Here is a 15,452-nt window from a genome sequence, read left to right on the forward strand (position 1 = left end):
ACCAGGCCGGGACTTACCGGTGGCCGGGCCGGACGCCGGTGGGTGGTCAGCGCACCCGCCCGGCGGCCCCAGGCGTCCGTCCGGAGGTCAGGCCCCGGCCCGGGAGGCGACGCCGAGCAGCGCGCGGGCTTCGGTCGTGGTCAGCGGCGGGCGCTGCGCGAGCTGGGCGAAGCCCACCGCCCGCGCCACGAGCTGCATGTTCGACTCGACCGGCCGACCCTTCGCGTACGTCACGGTGTCCTCCATGCCGACCCGCAGGTGGCCGCCGGCCGACAGCGCGGCCAGCAGCACCGGGATCGTGCTGCGCCCGATGCCGGTGGCCGAGAACGTGGTGCCCTCCGGCAGATCGCGCAACGCCTGGTGGGCCGCGACCAGCGCCTGCGTGGTGCCTGGCATGCCGCCCGGCACCCCCATCACGAAGTCGACGTGCACGTGCCCGCCGTGCGGTAGGCCGTACCTGCCGAGCAGGCGGGCGAGGGCGGTCAGGTGGCCGAGGTCGAAGATCTCGTACTCGGGCACGATGCCGCGTTCCTGCATCCGGGTGTGCAGATCGACGATGAACTCCCAGCGGTTGAGGAAGACGTCGTCGCCGAAGTTGAGCGTCCCCATGGTGCAGGACGCCATGTCCGGTCCGGCGTCCAGCACGGCGAGCCGGTCGGCCTCCGGGTCGGTCACCGCGCCGCCGGAGGAGAGCTGCACGATCAGATCGGTACTCTCGCGCAGCGCCGCCACCGTCTCCCGCAGCCGCCCCTGGTCGAGGGTGGGTCGCGCCGCGTCGTCGCGGATGTGGACGTGGATCACGGCGGCACCGAGCGCCTCGCACTCCCTGGCGGTCAGCAGCAGCTCGTCGAGGGTCACCGGAAGCGCCGGGACCTCCGCCTTTGCCGACTCCGCGCCGGTGGGGGCAACCGTGATCAACGTCCCTGTCGTCATGCCGGCGATCCTAGACGCCCCGCTCGGGCGCGGTCGACGGCGCGCGCTTCCGCAGCGGACGCGACCGTCCGGCAGCCGGTCGGCATCGAACCACCTGACCTCGTGCCGGCCGACTGCCGGTCGCGTGCTGATCGCGTGCCGGCGGCGTGCTGATCGCGTGCCGGCGGCGTGCTGATCGCGTGCCGGCGGCGTTAGCAAGGGGCCCTTCCTATACCGAAAGCGTTAAGAGGGGGCCCTTCCTTACCCCAAGTCGATGGCGGCGGCCGTGTCGGCGATCAGGAGGCGGGCGTCGTCGGGGACGTTGCGCTTGACCACCGCCAGGGCGATCTGGCCCAGCTCGTGGTGCAGCACCGCCGTGCCGACGAAGCCGACCGCCCGGCCGTCGAGGGTCACCGGCGTGCCGGCGGCCGGCGGCTGATCGCTGGTCACCCCGTCCAGGTGCAGCAGTACGAGGCGACGCGGCGGGCGCCCCATGTTGTGCACCCGGGCCACCGTCTCCTGGCCCCGGTAGCAGCCCTTGTCCAGGTGCACCGCCGGGGCGATCAGGTCCACCTCGGCCGGGATGGTCCGGTGGTCGGTGTCCACCCCGACCCGGGCCCGCCGGGCGGCCACCCGGATCGCCTCGTATGCCCACAGCCCCACCGCCGGCACCCCGGCCCCGCGCAGCTCGGCGACGACCCGGTCCATGGCGGGGCGGGGCACCAGCAGGTCCACGCCGAGCGGGCCCCGGCGGGCCCAGCCGCCACCGGGCAGCGGCGCGACGGCGTACCGGACGGTGGGCCGGGGCGGCAGCTCGCCGGCGCGGAACTTGGGGCCGGGCACCGCGACGGCGTCGGGCGCGGCCAGCCCGGTCACGCCCAGCGTGGTAAGCGCCCCGGTCGCTTCCGGGCCGACCAGCGAGAGCAGGGCATGCTCGGCGGTGGCGTCGCGGGGCTCGACCTTGCTGAAGAACCGCATCTTCTCCAGGTACGTCAGCAGGCCCCCGGTGGCGCCGGGCTCGGTGTCCAGCCAGGTGGTGTCGCCGTCCTCGGCGACCATGGCGTGCTGCTCCACGTGCCCGTGCGGGGAGAGCACCAGCAGCTCGGTGCCCTCGCCGGCGGTCAGCGCGGCCAGATGCTGGGTGGTGAGGGTGTGCAGCCAGCCGATCCGCTCCTCGCCGGGCACGGCGACGATGCCCCGGTGCGACCGGTCGACCAGGCCGACGGCGGTGTCGAGGACGCGCTGCTCCCGCAACGGGTCACCGTAGTGGGCCGCGACGGACCGCACGCCGGCCGCCCGGTGCGCGGGCTCCGGCTGGTCCCGGGTTTCCTCGTCGATGGCCTCGGTGGCCACCGCGCCCGCGATGTCGATCATTTCCGCCCCCCGTCCTCACCCTGGCTCACTTCCCCGCCCCGCCCCGCCCCGGCCCGGTGCGCCGCCGTCCGCGCAGCCGCCGCACACGCCGAAGAGCGCCACGTGCCCGATGTCCACCCGGAACCCGCGCTCGGCGACCAGCCGGTCGTCCAGCGGCCGGAGCAGCTCCGGTTCGATCTCGTCGATCGCGCCGCACTCCCGGCAGACCAGGTGGACGTGCTGGTGCTCGCCGGCCGCGTGGTAGGTGGGCGATCCGTGCGACAGGTGGGTGTGGGTCACCAGGCCGAGGCGTTCCAGCAGCTCCAGCGTCCGGTAGATGGTGGTGATGTTGACACCGGCGGCGACCTCGCGGACAGCGGTGTGCACCTGCTCCGGCGTGGCGTGCCCGAGATCCAGCACCGCCTGAAGGACCAGCTGCCGCTGCGCCGTCAGCCGCAGCCCACGGGCGCGGAGCACTTCCGCGAGGGATGACTCGGACACCGTCCGATCATAGTTCGGCCGCCGCGACGCGCCGGCCGCGACGGGGGTACGCGGCTAGGCTCACCGGTCGTGGCGAACGCGAGGGTCGCGGTGCTGGGGCGGGGCGTCGTGCCGGCCGGCGAGCCGGTGCTGCGCGGCGACGACCTGGGCACCGTCCAGGGCGACGGGCTCTTCGAGACCATGCACGTGCGCGGCGGGCTGCCCTGGCTGCGCGACGAGCACCTGGCCCGGCTGGCCCGGGGGGCCGCCCGGATCGGCCTGCCGCTGCCGCCGGTCGGGGTGCTGGTCGATCTGCTGGCGACGGTCTGCGCGGGCTGGCCGGTCGAGACGGAGGGCGCGCTGCGGCTGGTCTGCACGCGGGGGCCGGAGGGCGGCGGCTCGCCGTCGGTGTACGCCACGCTCGCCGAGGTGCCGGCCGCCGCGCGCCGGGCCCGGCGGACCGGAATCGCAGTGGCGACCCTGCCGCTGGGCGTGGCCGCCACCGCCCGCCCCGCCCTGGGCTGGCTGCCGGTCGGGGTCAAGTCGACGTCGTACGCGGTGAGCACCGCCGCCCGCCGCTGGGCCGCCGAGCACGGCGTGGACGACGTGCTCTGGGTCTCCACCGACGGCTACGCCCTGGAGGGGCCGACCGCGAGCGTCGTCTGGTTGGCCGGGCACACCGTGTGCACGGTGCCGACCACCACCGGCATCCTGCCCGGGGTGACCGCCGCCTGGCTGCTGGACCACGCCACCGACCTGGGCCTGACCGCCGAGGAGCGCATGGTCACCCCGGTCGAGCTGCGCGCCGCGGACGGGGTCTGGTTCACCTCGTCCCTGCGGGGCCTGGCCCCCGTGCACACCCTGGACGGTGCCCGCCTCGCGCACTCGGCGCACACCGATGCGGCACAGGCCCTCCTCGCCCACCCCCGCTGACCGGGGCGGGAGCGGGGCAGGGTCAGCCGGCGACGCGCAGGAGGCGGGCCGACAGGTGGGGGGTCAGGGAGTGGCCCACGGCGGCCATGTCCTGCGCGTACAGAAGGGCGCCCTCGACGATGCCGAAGAGGCGGTGACCGGCGGTGACCTCCTTGGCCGTGGCGGTACGCACCACGGCGTCGGTGACGAACTCCACCTGGGTGCCTTTGCGCCTGCCGATGTGCAGCTCCATCACGCCCGTCGGCACGGACATCAGGGCCTCCAACTCGTCGGTGGCCCGGCCGTTGCCGTCGAGCACCGGACGCCACCAGCCCACTTCACGGCCGCCGGGACGCACCGGCCGGCTCTGCTCGTCCAGAATCCACGCCCGCGACTCGTAGTGCAGGAACGGCCGGCCGTCGTGGCTGATCCGGATCTCCTGGGCGAAGTCGAAGTCCTCGATCGTCGGGTAACCGCCCCGACCTCGGCCGCGCCAGACCCCGACGTAGGGCAGCAGGCCGTCCAGCGCCGGGTGCAGCTTCGGGCCGACGCGCAGGTCGTGGCTCTCCTCGTACGGGTAGGGGTCGACCGGGGGCGCGTTCAGCCACGGCGGCTGCAGGGGGTTCTCGCTCACCGGGCCATCCTCGTTCGCGACTGCGGGGCTCGCAGACCCGGCTCACTCCTCGCGCTCACCGGGCCATCTCCGTTCGCGACTGCGGGGCTCGCAGACCCGGCTCACTCCTCGCGCTCACCAACGTCCTCTCGACATGCGTACGGCAAGGTAGACCAGGCCACCCGCAAGCGCGCCCAGGCCGGCGACCAGCAAGCTGACGAACCCGATCTCGGTAACCATCCCGGTCATCCTATGCTGGGCCCCATGGCCCGCTCTCTCGTCGTCAAGGCGACCGCCGGGGCCGACGCTCCGGAACGGTGCGCCCAGGCCTTCACCGTCGCCGCCACGGCAGCCGCCGCCGGGGTGGACGTCTCGCTCTGGCTGACCGGGGAGTCGACCTGGTTCGCGTTGCCGGGCCGGGCGCAGGAGTTCGAGCTGCCGCACTCCGCGCCGCTGGGCGAGCTGCTGCACGTGATCCTGACCACCGGCCGGGTCACCGCCTGCACCCAGTGCGCGGCCCGGCGGGACATCGGCCCCGGCGACGTACTGCCGGGGGTACGGATCGCCGGGGCGGCGGTCTTCGTCGAGGAGGCGATGGCCGAGGGGGCGCGGGCACTCGTCTACTGAGCGCCGATAACCACCCGGTTCGTCCGTCCCCCCGCCTACGATCTCCCCTGTGACCGAGACGACGGAGCGGTTCTTCGCGACGCTGCCGGCGCGCGCCCCCGCAGTCCTGCGCTCTCCCGTGCGCGGCACGCTCCAGCTCCGGCTCACCACGGGCGACCACTGCGAGCACTGGCGGGTCGAGTTGGCGCCCGGCTCCGCCCGGGTCACCCGGGAGACGGGGCCGGCGGACGCCTACTGGTACGGCAGCATCGACCTGTTCGACCGGCTCGTCACCGGCCGGGCGCACGGCGTGGCGTCGATGCTGCGCAACGAGAGCACCCTCACCGGCGACGTGGTGCTCTTCCTCGCCTTCCGGCGGTTCTTCCCCACCCGACCGGGCACCCGGGACCCCCGGACGGTGGCCCGGGAGCAGACCGGGCGGCCGGCGTGAAGGAACAGGTCAGCATCCTCGACGGCAACACGTTCCTGGTCAGCGACCGGCGGGGGGACATCGAACGGTCGCAGGACTTCCCCACCGGGCTGTTCTCCTTCGACACTCGGTTCCTGTCCACCTGGGTGCTGACCGTCGACGGGCAGCGGCTGCATCCGCTCTCCGTCGACGACGCGTTCTCGAACCGCACCCGGTTCTTCCTGGTGCCCGGCCCGCCGACGCACTACCTGGACGCGAAGGCGTCGGTGATCCGCAGCCGGTCCATCGGCGGCAGCTTCACCGAGGAGCTGACCGTGCTCAACCACTCCGGCCGGGAGGTCGAGTTCGTCGTCCGGGTCGACATGGGTGCCGACTTCGCCGACGTGTTCGAGATCAAGCAGTCCCAGCGCAAGCAGGGCCGGGCCATCACCGCCCCCGGGGAGAACGAGCTGCGGTTCACGTACCGCCGCGAGGGTTTCCACCGGGAGACGGTGGTGAGAACCGACGCCGAGGCGACCATCGACCCGACGGGCATGACCTTCCACGTCCGGCTCGACCCGCACGGGGAGTGGATCAACCAGCTCGACGTGGACACGGTGATCTACGGGGCCCGTGGGGAGGACATCCGGGCCAACCTGCCGCTGGGCGCGAGCCGCTCGATCGCCGAGATCAACGCCGAGCACGACGAGGTCGTGGAGCGGGCGCCGAAGCTCGGCTGCGACTGCCAGCCGCTGGCCGGGGCGTACCTGCGGAGCCTGAACGACCTCGCTGCCCTGCGCTACGAGTCGATCGCCCTCGGGGTGCGGCTGATGGCCGCCGGGCTGCCCTGGTTCATGACCCTGTTCGGGCGGGACAGCATCTTCACCTCGCTCCAGGTGCTGCCGTTCCTGCCGGACCTGGTGCCGCCGACGATCACCATGCTGGCCGGCCTTCAGGGGTTCCGGGTCGACGACTTCCGCGACGAGGAGCCCGGCAAGATCCTGCACGAACTGCGGTACGGCGAGACTGCCGGATTCGAGGAGCAGCCGCACTCGCCTTACTACGGTTCCGTCGACTCAACCCCGCTGTTCGTGATCCTGCTCGACGAGTACGAGCGGTGGACCGGCGACGTCGCGCTGGTCCGGCAGTTGGAGGCACCGGCCCGGGGGGCACTGGACTGGATCGACACGTACGGCGACCTGCTGGGCACGGGGTACGTCTGGTACCAGACCCGTAACCCGGAGACGGGGTTGGGCAACCAGTGCTGGAAGGACTCCTGGGACGCGATCTCCTACTCCGACGGCCGGCTGCCGGGCTTCCCCCGGGCCACCTGCGAAACCCAGGGGTACGCGTACGACGCGAAGATGCGCGGGGCGCGGCTGGCCCGCACGGTCTGGAACGATCCCGCGTACGCCGAGCGGCTGGAGCGGGAGGCGGCGGAGCTGAAAGAGCGGTTCAATCGGGACTTCTGGCTGCCCGACCGGGAGTTCTACGCGCTGGCGCTGGACCCGGACGGGCGCCCCGTCGACGCCCTCTCCTCCAACATTGGTCACCTGCTGTGGAGCGGAATCGTCGACGAGAACAAGGCCGGCCCGGTCGCCGCGCACCTGCTCGGGCCGCGGCTGTTCTCCGGCTGGGGGGTGCGTACCCTCGCCGACGACCAGGGCCGCTACAACCCGATCGGCTACCACGTCGGCACGGTCTGGCCGTTCGACAACTCGTTCATCGCCTGGGGCTTGTGGCGGTACGGGTTCCGCGAGGAGGCCGGCCGGATCTGCGAGGGCATCCTGTCCGCGTCCCGGCACTTCGGCGGGCGGCTGCCGGAGGCGTTCGCCGGCTACGAGCGGGGCCTCACCGACTACGCGGTGGAGTACCCGACGGCGTGCAGCCCGCAGGCATGGTCGGCCGGCACTCCGCTGCTGCTGCTGCGGGTGATGCTCGGCTTGGAGCCGCAGGGCGAGCATCTGATCATCGATCCGGCGGTGCCGGAGGGCATGGGCCAGGTGGAGCTGCTCGACATCCCCGGCCGGTGGGGGCTGGTAGACGCGCTGGGCCGCAGCCGCACCGCCGGCGATCCGGTCCGCCGCCGCTGACCCGTGCCGCCGCCCGCCCGTGCCCGACGCTGACCTTCGCGGGCGGTGCGCTGGAGCTCAGAGGCAGGGCGTGGTGGCGGTGAGGTCGCCGCCGCTCAGGGCCACCGTGACGCCGCCGGAACGGTAGGCGTACCCCTCGGGGGTGTCGAACAGGACCGCGCCGCCGGCGGCCGGGGCGAGCGCGGCGGCCGGCGTCGCCGGGGCGGGGTCGAGGGTGACCCGGGCGGTGCGGGCCTGGCGGTCGCCACCCGGGCAGGGCGCGGCGAGCAGCTCGGGGGTCGACCCGGCCGGGGCGGCCAGCGCCCGCAGGGCGGCGGCGAGGGCGCCCGCCTCCGGGCCGGCCTGGGCCACCGGGGCACGGTAGCCGTCGCCGACCGGGCGGCACCCGGTGCGGACGATCAACCGGATCCGACCGTCGCCGGCCGGACGGCCCTCCACCAGCACGAACTCCCCCGCATTCGCCCGCAGCCGGGGGCCGTCGCCGGTCACCCGGACCCCGGCTCGCCAGCCCGCCGGCAGCCGGTCGGCGACCTCGGTGAGCACCGCGCGCGGGTCGGCGGCGGGGTCGAGGATCTCCACGCCGCGCTCCAGCGTCGCGCCGTCGAGCAGGGGGGTCACCCGGCAGCCCGCCCCGGTCCGGGCCGGCGTGAGCGCGACGGGCCGGTCGCCGGCCGCCGCGACCAGCTCACCCACCGCACGGTCGACCACCGGGCCGGCCTGGGCCAGGCTGCGCTGCTCGCGGACCGTCGGCCCGTCGTCGCGGACCGACACCCAGGTGAGTACGCCGAGCAGCACCGCCCAGGCCACGGTCGCCACGAGCAGCCAACGGGACCGGCGGCCCGGCGGCGGCGGCTCGTCGGGACCGGTCGGCGGGGCGTATCCCGCCTGGGCAGCACCACTCACCCGCTCATGGTGTCACGCGGGGCCGAGCATCCCACCGGCACGTCTGAACGGCTCCCGCCCAGCCCGGCACGGGGCTCCCGCAGAGCGGCACGGGCTCCCAACCAACATGGCGTGGGCTCCCGCCCAGCGGAGCGATTCGGACCCCTTGCAACTGCGGCCCAGGGCAACAGGGGTGAAGCGCCCACCTGAGGGGCCGAAAGTGCAAGATCGGCGCGCAGGGGAGGGCAGGGCGCCGGGCACCGCGTGACGGCTGGCGCCGGCCCGGGCGGGCCCGGACCGGCGCGTTGCTCAACCGGCCGTCACAGCAGGAGTGCCCGGGTCGGGACGTTCCGCTCGCTCACCCGGGGCCGCTGACCGATCGCGCCCCCGTCGTTGCTGCCCCAGCACCAGACCGTCGAGTCGGCGCGCACGGCACAGTTGTGGTCCATCCCGCCGCCCAGCTGCGCCCAGGTCTGGTCGGCGGCGACCGGTACCGGGCTGAGCTGGGACGAGTAGGTGCCGTCGCCGACCTCACCCCGAATGTTGGCGCCCCAGCACCACAGGGAGGCGTCGGTGCGCAGCCCACAGGTGTGCCAGTAACCCGGCTCCACCGTGGCCCAGGCCCCGCCGCCAGCCACCTGGACGGGGCTCAACCGCGACTCGCCCGTGCCGTCGCCCAACGCGGAGCCGGGGAAGCCCCAGCACCACAGGGTCTCGTCGGCGCGGATGGCGCAGGTGTGGTCGTACCCGGTCGTCACCTGAGTCCAGCCGAAACCCGCGCCGATCTGGACCGGGCTCAGGCGTTGCACATTGGTGCCGTCCCCGACCCGTGCCCCCACACCCCAGCACCACATGGTGGCGTCGACCCGCCGCGCGCAGGTGTGCCCCCAGCCCGCCGAGACCTCCACCCACGACTCCCCCACGCCGATCTGCACCGGGGTCAACCGGTCGGTCTGCGTGCCGTCCCCGAGCTGCCCGACGTGGTTCTGCCCCCAGCACCACAGGGTGGCGTCGTCGCGGATCGCACAGGTGTGGCTGTTGCCGGTCGCCATGACGAGCCACGAGAAACCGACCCCTACGGGAACCGGCGCGTACCGGCTGGTCTGCGTGCCGTCACCCACCTGCCCCGCCCAGTTGCTTCCCCAGCACCACAGGCTGCCGTCGGTGCGGATGCCACAGGTGTGCGTGCCCTTTCCGGGGCGTACGCTGCGCCACTGCGAACCGGGCTCCACCTGCACCGGTACGGCCTGGGGGTCGAAGGTCGGCGCATCGTTGCCGAGCTGCCCCTGCCCGTTGGCGCCCCAGCACCACAGGCTGGCATCGGCCCGGACCGCACAGTTGTAGCTGTCGCCAGCGGCGAGCTGCCGCCACTGCTCAACCGCAGGGCCCAGCCCGCTACCGGCCGCGGGCGCGGCGAACCCCGCTCCGCCCCCGACGGTCGCCACCAGGAGCGCCGCCACCAGCCACCTCGACCAGCGGCCCAGCCGCCGCCGGCCCGTCTGTGTTGCCATGCCTTCCCTTCCCTGTGCACAGATGATCATTAATCGATGTCGGTCAATTATCAACAGGATTGGTTGCTCAGGGCAACCGGTCGACCACCCATTGCTGCCAGGCACCATCGGGAAGACACAAGACCCCGCACCACGTTTCGCTACTTGCGAAATCCGTCGCACTCCACACGGATCGACACTGACTTCGCACGAACTAGCAGTTCAGCGCCGTTGCGCCCCCGGGTGTTCGGCAACCGCAGGCAGCGCCCCGACGCACCGGACCCGCCGGGGTACTGCCAGGCCGAACCGCTCGCCCCCCCCCGCCCCACCCCCCACCCCCCACCCACCCCCGGCGTCGATCATGCAGTTCCGGCCCTCACATAAGCAGCAATAGGGACAAAAGCGGGGCCCTAAGTGCAAGATCGGCGCTGGGTGGGGGTCGAAGTTAGAAGGGATGAAGGGATGCGGCCGTCCCGGCCGCCTTCCACGGCAGCACCCGTCCCCGGCTGCCCTTGCGGAGAGGCCGTCCTCATCGTGCGCAGGCTCCTCTGGCTGTTTCGCCGGAACCGTTGACGGCAACCGGCCGATCCACAACAGCCGAGCGGCCACCGGACCGCCGCCCACCGGCCCGCCACCGCGCCGCCAGCCAAACCAGGACCAGCCAACCCAGGACCAGCCAGCCCAGGACCAGCCGGCCCAGGACCAGCCAGCCTACGGCCGGCCGCGCCGCCAGCCGGTCCGGCCCACCGGGGCGGCACAACGCGGGCCACCATCACCGGTCGACGGCGTACTGGCCGCTCTGCGCCAGTCCGGTGCGGCAGCAGCGGTTCGGCCGGTGCCGGCGCGGGCTGGACCCGGCCGAGGTGGACGACTTCCTGCACCGGATCGCCGACGAACTGACGGCGCTGCACGCGAGTTGAGCCGTACGCGGATGGCCTGACTACCCACCCCCGGCGCGACGACGGGTGCCCGAGGTGGTCACCCGTCAGCCACTACGCGCGAGCTGTTCGGAGAGCTCGGCAACCGAGTCCGTTCACGGGGCACCGAACAACGCCTCGGCCACGCGAGCCAGGCTGTCATCGAACGTGGCGAGCAGGAGCAGCACAACCAGCAGGACGACGAGGCGTGCGGTCCGGCCGTCGCTGGCCAACGTCCAGGCAAGCAACTGGTAGAGGGTCTGCGGTGCCGCGACACGTGCACTGGAGCGCAACTCCGCCAAGTCGCGACGACCACGCCGCCCGGCGAACAGCGCCCATCCAAACAGCACCAGCAACGCCACGACGGCGACAAGCGCCTCCCGCCGGTCCGCGAACTCAACAAAAGTGGGCAAGGCATCCTCCTCGTCACCAGGGCCAGGACAACGGCGGTCGGCACCCCGAACCACCTGAAGCCGCACTCGGTCTTCAGATCACAGCAGAGGTGCAGAATTTCGGACATTTCGACGACTTGTCGCAGTGGACGCCGGTTTCGGTGAACCCGAAAAGGAGCAACGCCTCCAGCACAAAGGCCAGCTCCACCACCTGAGGGACTTTCGGAAACCCCCAGAGACCGCATTGGAAGTGGCATGGATCACACCAGGTGGGGCCGGTCCCCGGCCCGGCGGCACCGAATTTTCGGACCATCCGAATGTCCCCTGTGTACGGACGGCCGCGGATACTCCCTGAATCGGACGGGAGCTCACCGCTTCTTTCGGTGCACACGGGCAGCGGCTACACCAGAATTGCGACGTGGACGAAGTGCAGAACCAAGTACGGGAGCTGCTCTGGGATTGGCACCGCCACAAGCACAAGGGCAGCAAGCACGGTGCGTTCCAACGGTTCTGGGAGGCGATCAAGACTGACTGCGACATCAGCCACAAGAAGGTCCTCGACGAGCTGAGGCGCGACGGCCGGGTCTCCTGGGACCTGCTGGCGCGAGCCGTTGGGGTCTGCGGGCCAGACGATGACTACGAAGATCGGCTGGAGCACTTCGCCGGGCTGTGGCAGGAACACCGAGGAGTGGCCCCGCCGGGCTACTGCGGCCGGATCGTCATAGCCGGCCAGGTGGTTCGGGACGCGCTCGTCACTCCGGCGGACGCCAGGGACGACAAGAGCCGGATCGCCATGCTGGAGCGCGAGCACGATCGCGCCCAACTGGAACTGGTCGACCAACACCGTCGGATCAAGGAGCTGCAGGGCCAGATCGCTGGGCTGACCGCCAACCTGCAGCACCAGGCCGAAGAGGCCGAAGCGGACCGGCGCAGGCTGATCAACAGCATCGAAAACGTGTCCGAACAGATGCGGCAGGATGTCGCCCGCCAGCACCAGGAGGGTGCTGAGCTCAACGCCCGCATCGACCGGCTGGTGCGGGAGAACGCGGACCTCATCGCCCACCAGGAAGTGCTTACCCGCGCACGGGACCAGGCCGAACACCGTGCCGGCCGCTTGGTCACCGAGCGCGACAGAGCCGAGACCCGCGCCGGCCAGCTTGCGCAGGAACGCGATGACGCCGAGGCCCGCGCCAGCCAGCATCTGGTAGCTCTCGGCGAGTTGCGGCAGAGCACCGACCAGGAGCGGTTCCGCCTCTATGAAATGATCAACGACTTGAGAGAGAAGGTCTCCGCGTTGTCGGACAACCGCAACGAGCAGTCGAAACGAGCCAGACCGATACGCGTCATGGAGGAAGACGACCCGTTCGGCTGGGGACGGGGCGGGGCGCCACCCGTCCTGAAGTAGCGACCGGTCGGCATCCGCTCGGCTGGAACCGAAACGGCTCGGGCCGGCCACCCCTGGGCGGGGGGACCGGCCCGAGCCGATGCACGCGGTGCGGGTGTGTCAGGAGGGGCCCCTTCCTATACAGGAAGCGTTAACAGGGGGCCCTTCCTTACGCCTTCACGGTGACCGTTACCTCGTTGATGCCGCGGGCGGCGGTCACGGTGCTGTCGCCGTTGCCGTGCCGGGACAGCGCCCGCAGCGTCCAGGTGCCCGGCGCGGCGAAGAACCGGAACTGGCCGGCCGGGGAGGTGACCACCTCGGCGGTGAACTCACCGGTCGAGTCGAGCAGCCGAACGTACGCGCCCGGAACGGCTTCGCCCGCCTCGGACGTGACGGCGCCGGTGATGACGGTTTCCTTCTCCAGGTCCAGGCTGGCCGGCAGCGGGGCGGCCTGGTCGGGCGCGGCGCAACCGGCAGCGGTGGGAGCAGTCATGGCTCAGGCCTCCCCGGGCTCGTCGCCGAGCGCGACCGGCACGCCGACCAGCGAGCCGTACTCGGTCCAGGATCCGTCGTAGTTCTTCACGTTGGCGTGGCCGAGCAGCTCCTGAAGCACGAACCAGGTGTGCGAGGAGCGCTCGCCGATCCGGCAGTAGGCGATGGTCTCCTTGCTGTCGTCCAGCCCGGCCGCGGCGTAGATCTTGCGCAGCTCGTCGTCGGACTTGAAGGTGCCGTCCTCGTTCGCGGCCTTGGACCACGGCACGCTGATCGCGGTCGGCACGTGGCCGGCCCGCTGCGCCTGCTCCTGCGGCAGGTGGGCGGGGGCGAGCAGTCGGCCGGCGTACTCGTCGGGGCTGCGCACGTCGACCAGGTTCTTGGTGCCGATCGCGTTGACGACCTCGTCGCGGAAGGCGCGGATCGAGGTGTCCGGCTCCTGCGCGACGTACTGGGTGGCCGGGCGGGTCACCGCGTCGGTCACCAGCGGCCGGGCGTCCAGCTCCCACTTCTTGCGCCCACCGTCGAGCAGCTTCACGTCGCGGTGGCCGTAGAGCTTGAAGTACCAGTACGCGTATGCGGCGAACCAGTTGTTGTTGCCGCCGTACAGGATGACGGTGTCGTCGTTGGAGATGCCACGCTCGGAGAGCAGCGCCTCGAACTGGCTCTTGTTGACGAAGTCCCGGCGGACCGGGTCCTGAAGGTCGGTGCGCCAGTCGAGCTTGATCGCGCCGGCGATGTGACCGGTGTCGTAGGCCGAGGTGTCTTCGTCGACCTCGACGAAGACGACGCCCGGGGCGTCGATGTTCTTCTCGGCCCATTCGGCCGAGACGAGTGCGGTGTCGCGACTCATCAGATCACTCCCTGGTGAGGATGGACGGTGAGCCTGCGCGAGGACGAAGTCTGTGGCTGTCGCACCACGCGCGGGACCCAGAGGGAAGGACGGGATCACGGGTTCGTGCGACGGCGCCGCTGCCGGGCGTTCAGGGGGAAGAGACCGGAGGATACGCAGACCCTATGGCCGGTGGCCGCCGTCAGGCGGCCGAGGACAGCCCCGCCGTCAGATGACGGGGCGACACAGGCAGGTGGCCACGCGGCACAGGTCGACCGCGCGCCGTTTGGTGAGGAGCGTCCCCATGAGCAGGGAGCCTACCAGCCATCCCGGATCCCGCCATCGGCCCGACCAGCATCCGGGACGCCCGTTCCGACGCACGGTCGCCGGACGGGCGCGGACCGTACCCGACCGGCGACTGCCCCGGGGAGCGTTCAGCCGGCCGAGTTGATCGGGACGTCCTTCGCGGCGGCGGTCACCGCGAGGCCCTGCGGCAGCGGCTTGACCTCGCGCACCGCGAGCTGGAAGGGCAGCTCGGGCAGCGGCACGTCGATCGAGATGTCCTTGGCGTAGTTGCTCAGCAGGGTGCGGGCCAGCCGATTGTTCGGCAGTCCCTCGGCGTCCACGTCGTTGAAGCGCAGCGAGATCGCACCCTCCTTGCCGACGGTCACGTCGGCGGTCCCGGTGAGCGTCAGCTTCTGCCCGAGGATGTCGACGGGGGCGGTGACGGCGAGCCGGCCGTCCCGCTCGCCGAGGGTCAGGCCGGGCCGGTCGAGAAGCGCGGCCAGGCTCTCGTACGTGATGGTGCCGGTGCCGTCGACGGTCTCGGCGACCACGTCGCCCTGCTGGGTACGCAGGGTGTCCAGGGAGGCCCGCACGTTGCGGGCGTCGACGTCCAGCTCCGGCAGGGCCACCGCGTCACCCTGCACCGAGCCCTGCACGTCGCGCAGCTTGATGGAGATCCGCTCGTACTTCCCGTCGAGGACCTGGGTGAGGAAGGGGAAGCCGCCGACCTCGACCTCGGGCGGCGAGGACTGGGCGCCCTGCTTGGCGATCTCCTGGCTGACCTGGTCGGTGATCGCCCGCTCGGCCACCCCGACGGCCACCCGGTCGGCGGCCACCAGCAGTCCGCCGATGATCAGCAGCAGGACCAGCAGCGTGATGAGCACCTTGCGCCCGCGTCGCCGGGGACGTTCCTCGTACGCCGGGTAGGCCGTCGCCACGCCGCCTCCTTCTGTCCGTCCGCCGCTCGGCGGAACCGGTGCCGCCGAGCGGCGCACCGGAGAGTACCCGAAGGGTGAAAACCTCAACCGCCGCTCGCTTCGGGCCGCCCGAACGGCCGGGCGGCCCCGGCCGGGCCGCCGGAAGAGCCGAGGGTCACAGGAAGAGCACGCACATGGCGTACGCCGCCGGGGCGGCCAGGGCGAAGCCGCCGAGCGGGCCCTGCATGTGCCGGGCGGCCCACATCGTCGGCGGCTCGCCGGCCATCAGCCGGCCAGCCTCCGCGTACCCGACGGCGAGGTCGGCCAGCACGGCGGTGGCGGCGGTGACCAGCCCGATCACCGCGCCGCTGGTCGGGGTGAAGCTGACCAGGTAACTGCCGAGGACCGCGCTGGCCAGGGTGCCGGCCATCGCCCCGACACACGACGCCGGCGGCGCCCCGGGGCACCCTGCGGTGCGAGCCG

General features: G+C 72.4%; 18 protein-coding genes and 1 pseudogene. 6 read left to right on the forward strand and 13 right to left on the reverse strand.

The features are described from left to right. Window positions 1–87: 87 nt before the first annotated feature. The 3 genes from MCAG_RS11900 to MCAG_RS11910 form a co-directional block, all read right to left on the reverse strand. Complete coding sequence (locus MCAG_RS11900) at window positions 88–933, reverse strand: 3-keto-5-aminohexanoate cleavage protein (RefSeq protein ID WP_007073219.1); 846 nt, start codon at window positions 931–933, stop codon at window positions 88–90. A gap of 240 nt (window positions 934–1,173) precedes the next feature. Then, the gene (locus MCAG_RS11905; RefSeq protein WP_007073220.1) at window positions 1,174–2,286 is read right to left on the reverse strand and encodes a folate-binding protein YgfZ; all 1,113 of its coding nucleotides are present in this window, start codon (window positions 2,284–2,286) and stop codon (window positions 1,174–1,176) included. A gap of 15 nt (window positions 2,287–2,301) precedes the next feature. Beyond that, window positions 2,302–2,766 (reverse strand): Fur family transcriptional regulator, encoded by a 465-nt coding sequence (locus MCAG_RS11910; protein WP_007073221.1) that lies wholly within the window; start codon window positions 2,764–2,766, stop codon window positions 2,302–2,304. Between the two features lie 69 nt (window positions 2,767–2,835). On the opposite strand from MCAG_RS11910, the gene MCAG_RS11915 reads away from it, so the two are divergent. Continuing rightward, the gene (locus MCAG_RS11915) at window positions 2,836–3,678 is read left to right on the forward strand and encodes an aminotransferase class IV (RefSeq protein WP_007073222.1); all 843 of its coding nucleotides are present in this window, start codon (window positions 2,836–2,838) and stop codon (window positions 3,676–3,678) included. A 22-nt stretch (window positions 3,679–3,700) separates the two neighbouring features. On the opposite strand, the gene MCAG_RS11920 is transcribed toward MCAG_RS11915, so the two are convergent. After that, a complete protein-coding gene (locus tag MCAG_RS11920) occupies window positions 3,701–4,291 on the reverse strand; it encodes an FABP family protein (protein WP_007073223.1) in 591 nt (196 codons plus the stop codon). Between the two features lie 114 nt (window positions 4,292–4,405). Further along, entirely contained in the window at window positions 4,406–4,510 is a 105-nt protein-coding gene (mtfM, locus tag MCAG_RS35915; RefSeq protein ID WP_036376929.1) for a small membrane protein MtfM, read from the reverse strand. Window positions 4,511–4,522: 12 nt separating this feature from the next. Between mtfM and MCAG_RS11930 the strand changes: the two genes are divergently transcribed. From MCAG_RS11930 to MCAG_RS11940, 3 genes are read left to right on the forward strand one after another with little or no spacing between them, the layout of a single operon-like run. Beyond that, window positions 4,523–4,897, forward strand: a complete 375-nt coding sequence (locus MCAG_RS11930) for a DsrE family protein (RefSeq protein ID WP_007073224.1) — start codon at window positions 4,523–4,525, stop codon at window positions 4,895–4,897. Window positions 4,898–4,946: 49 nt separating this feature from the next. Then, window positions 4,947–5,327: a hypothetical protein gene (locus MCAG_RS11935; RefSeq protein WP_007073225.1), complete on the forward strand. Its 381-nt coding sequence runs from the start codon at window positions 4,947–4,949 to the stop codon at window positions 5,325–5,327. Next, window positions 5,324–7,378: a glycogen debranching N-terminal domain-containing protein gene (locus MCAG_RS11940; RefSeq protein ID WP_007073226.1), complete on the forward strand. Its 2,055-nt coding sequence runs from the start codon at window positions 5,324–5,326 to the stop codon at window positions 7,376–7,378. The genes MCAG_RS11935 and MCAG_RS11940 overlap by 4 nt, the downstream gene beginning before the upstream one ends. A gap of 57 nt (window positions 7,379–7,435) precedes the next feature. Here the strand turns inward: MCAG_RS11940 and MCAG_RS11945 are convergent, their stop codons facing one another. Together MCAG_RS11945 and MCAG_RS11950 are read right to left on the reverse strand one after the other, a co-directional pair. Next, window positions 7,436–8,281 carry a hypothetical protein gene (locus tag MCAG_RS11945; RefSeq protein ID WP_007073227.1) on the reverse strand — a complete coding sequence of 282 codons (846 nt, stop codon included), beginning with the start codon at window positions 8,279–8,281 and terminating at the stop codon, window positions 7,436–7,438. Between the two features lie 299 nt (window positions 8,282–8,580). Further along, complete coding sequence (locus MCAG_RS11950; protein ID WP_036373184.1) at window positions 8,581–9,771, reverse strand: RCC1 domain-containing protein; 1,191 nt, start codon at window positions 9,769–9,771, stop codon at window positions 8,581–8,583. 791 nt (window positions 9,772–10,562) lie between these two features. On the opposite strand from MCAG_RS11950, the gene MCAG_RS30630 reads away from it, so the two are divergent. Next, window positions 10,563–10,670 carry a DivIVA domain-containing protein gene (locus MCAG_RS30630; protein WP_083802249.1) on the forward strand — a complete coding sequence of 36 codons (108 nt, stop codon included), beginning with the start codon at window positions 10,563–10,565 and terminating at the stop codon, window positions 10,668–10,670. Window positions 10,671–10,783: 113 nt separating this feature from the next. On the opposite strand, the gene MCAG_RS11960 is transcribed toward MCAG_RS30630, so the two are convergent. Next, window positions 10,784–11,080, reverse strand: coding sequence for a hypothetical protein (locus MCAG_RS11960; RefSeq protein ID WP_007073230.1), 297 nt, complete (start codon window positions 11,078–11,080; stop codon window positions 10,784–10,786). Between the two features lie 397 nt (window positions 11,081–11,477). On the opposite strand from MCAG_RS11960, the gene MCAG_RS11965 reads away from it, so the two are divergent. After that, window positions 11,478–12,464: a hypothetical protein gene (locus tag MCAG_RS11965; RefSeq protein WP_007073232.1), complete on the forward strand. Its 987-nt coding sequence runs from the start codon at window positions 11,478–11,480 to the stop codon at window positions 12,462–12,464. A 148-nt stretch (window positions 12,465–12,612) separates the two neighbouring features. Here the strand turns inward: MCAG_RS11965 and MCAG_RS11970 are convergent, their stop codons facing one another. The 5 genes and pseudogenes from MCAG_RS11970 to MCAG_RS11985 form a co-directional block, all read right to left on the reverse strand. After that, window positions 12,613–12,936, reverse strand: coding sequence for a DUF1416 domain-containing protein (locus tag MCAG_RS11970; RefSeq protein WP_007073233.1), 324 nt, complete (start codon window positions 12,934–12,936; stop codon window positions 12,613–12,615). A gap of 3 nt (window positions 12,937–12,939) precedes the next feature. Then, window positions 12,940–13,788 carry a sulfurtransferase gene (locus MCAG_RS11975; protein ID WP_007073234.1) on the reverse strand — a complete coding sequence of 283 codons (849 nt, stop codon included), beginning with the start codon at window positions 13,786–13,788 and terminating at the stop codon, window positions 12,940–12,942. A gap of 207 nt (window positions 13,789–13,995) precedes the next feature. Beyond that, the gene (locus tag MCAG_RS36210) at window positions 13,996–14,073 is read right to left on the reverse strand and encodes an Ms5788A family Cys-rich leader peptide (RefSeq protein ID WP_311202345.1); all 78 of its coding nucleotides are present in this window, start codon (window positions 14,071–14,073) and stop codon (window positions 13,996–13,998) included. 128 nt (window positions 14,074–14,201) lie between these two features. Beyond that, entirely contained in the window at window positions 14,202–14,990 is a 789-nt protein-coding gene (locus tag MCAG_RS11980; RefSeq protein ID WP_007073235.1) for a DUF2993 domain-containing protein, read from the reverse strand. Window positions 14,991–15,144: 154 nt separating this feature from the next. Next, window positions 15,145–15,452, reverse strand: a pseudogene (locus MCAG_RS11985) (hypothetical protein); the annotation flags it as partial.

Source organism: Micromonospora sp. ATCC 39149 (assembly GCF_000158815.1).
In the GTDB taxonomy this organism is placed as follows: Bacteria; Actinomycetota; Actinomycetes; order Mycobacteriales; family Micromonosporaceae; genus Micromonospora.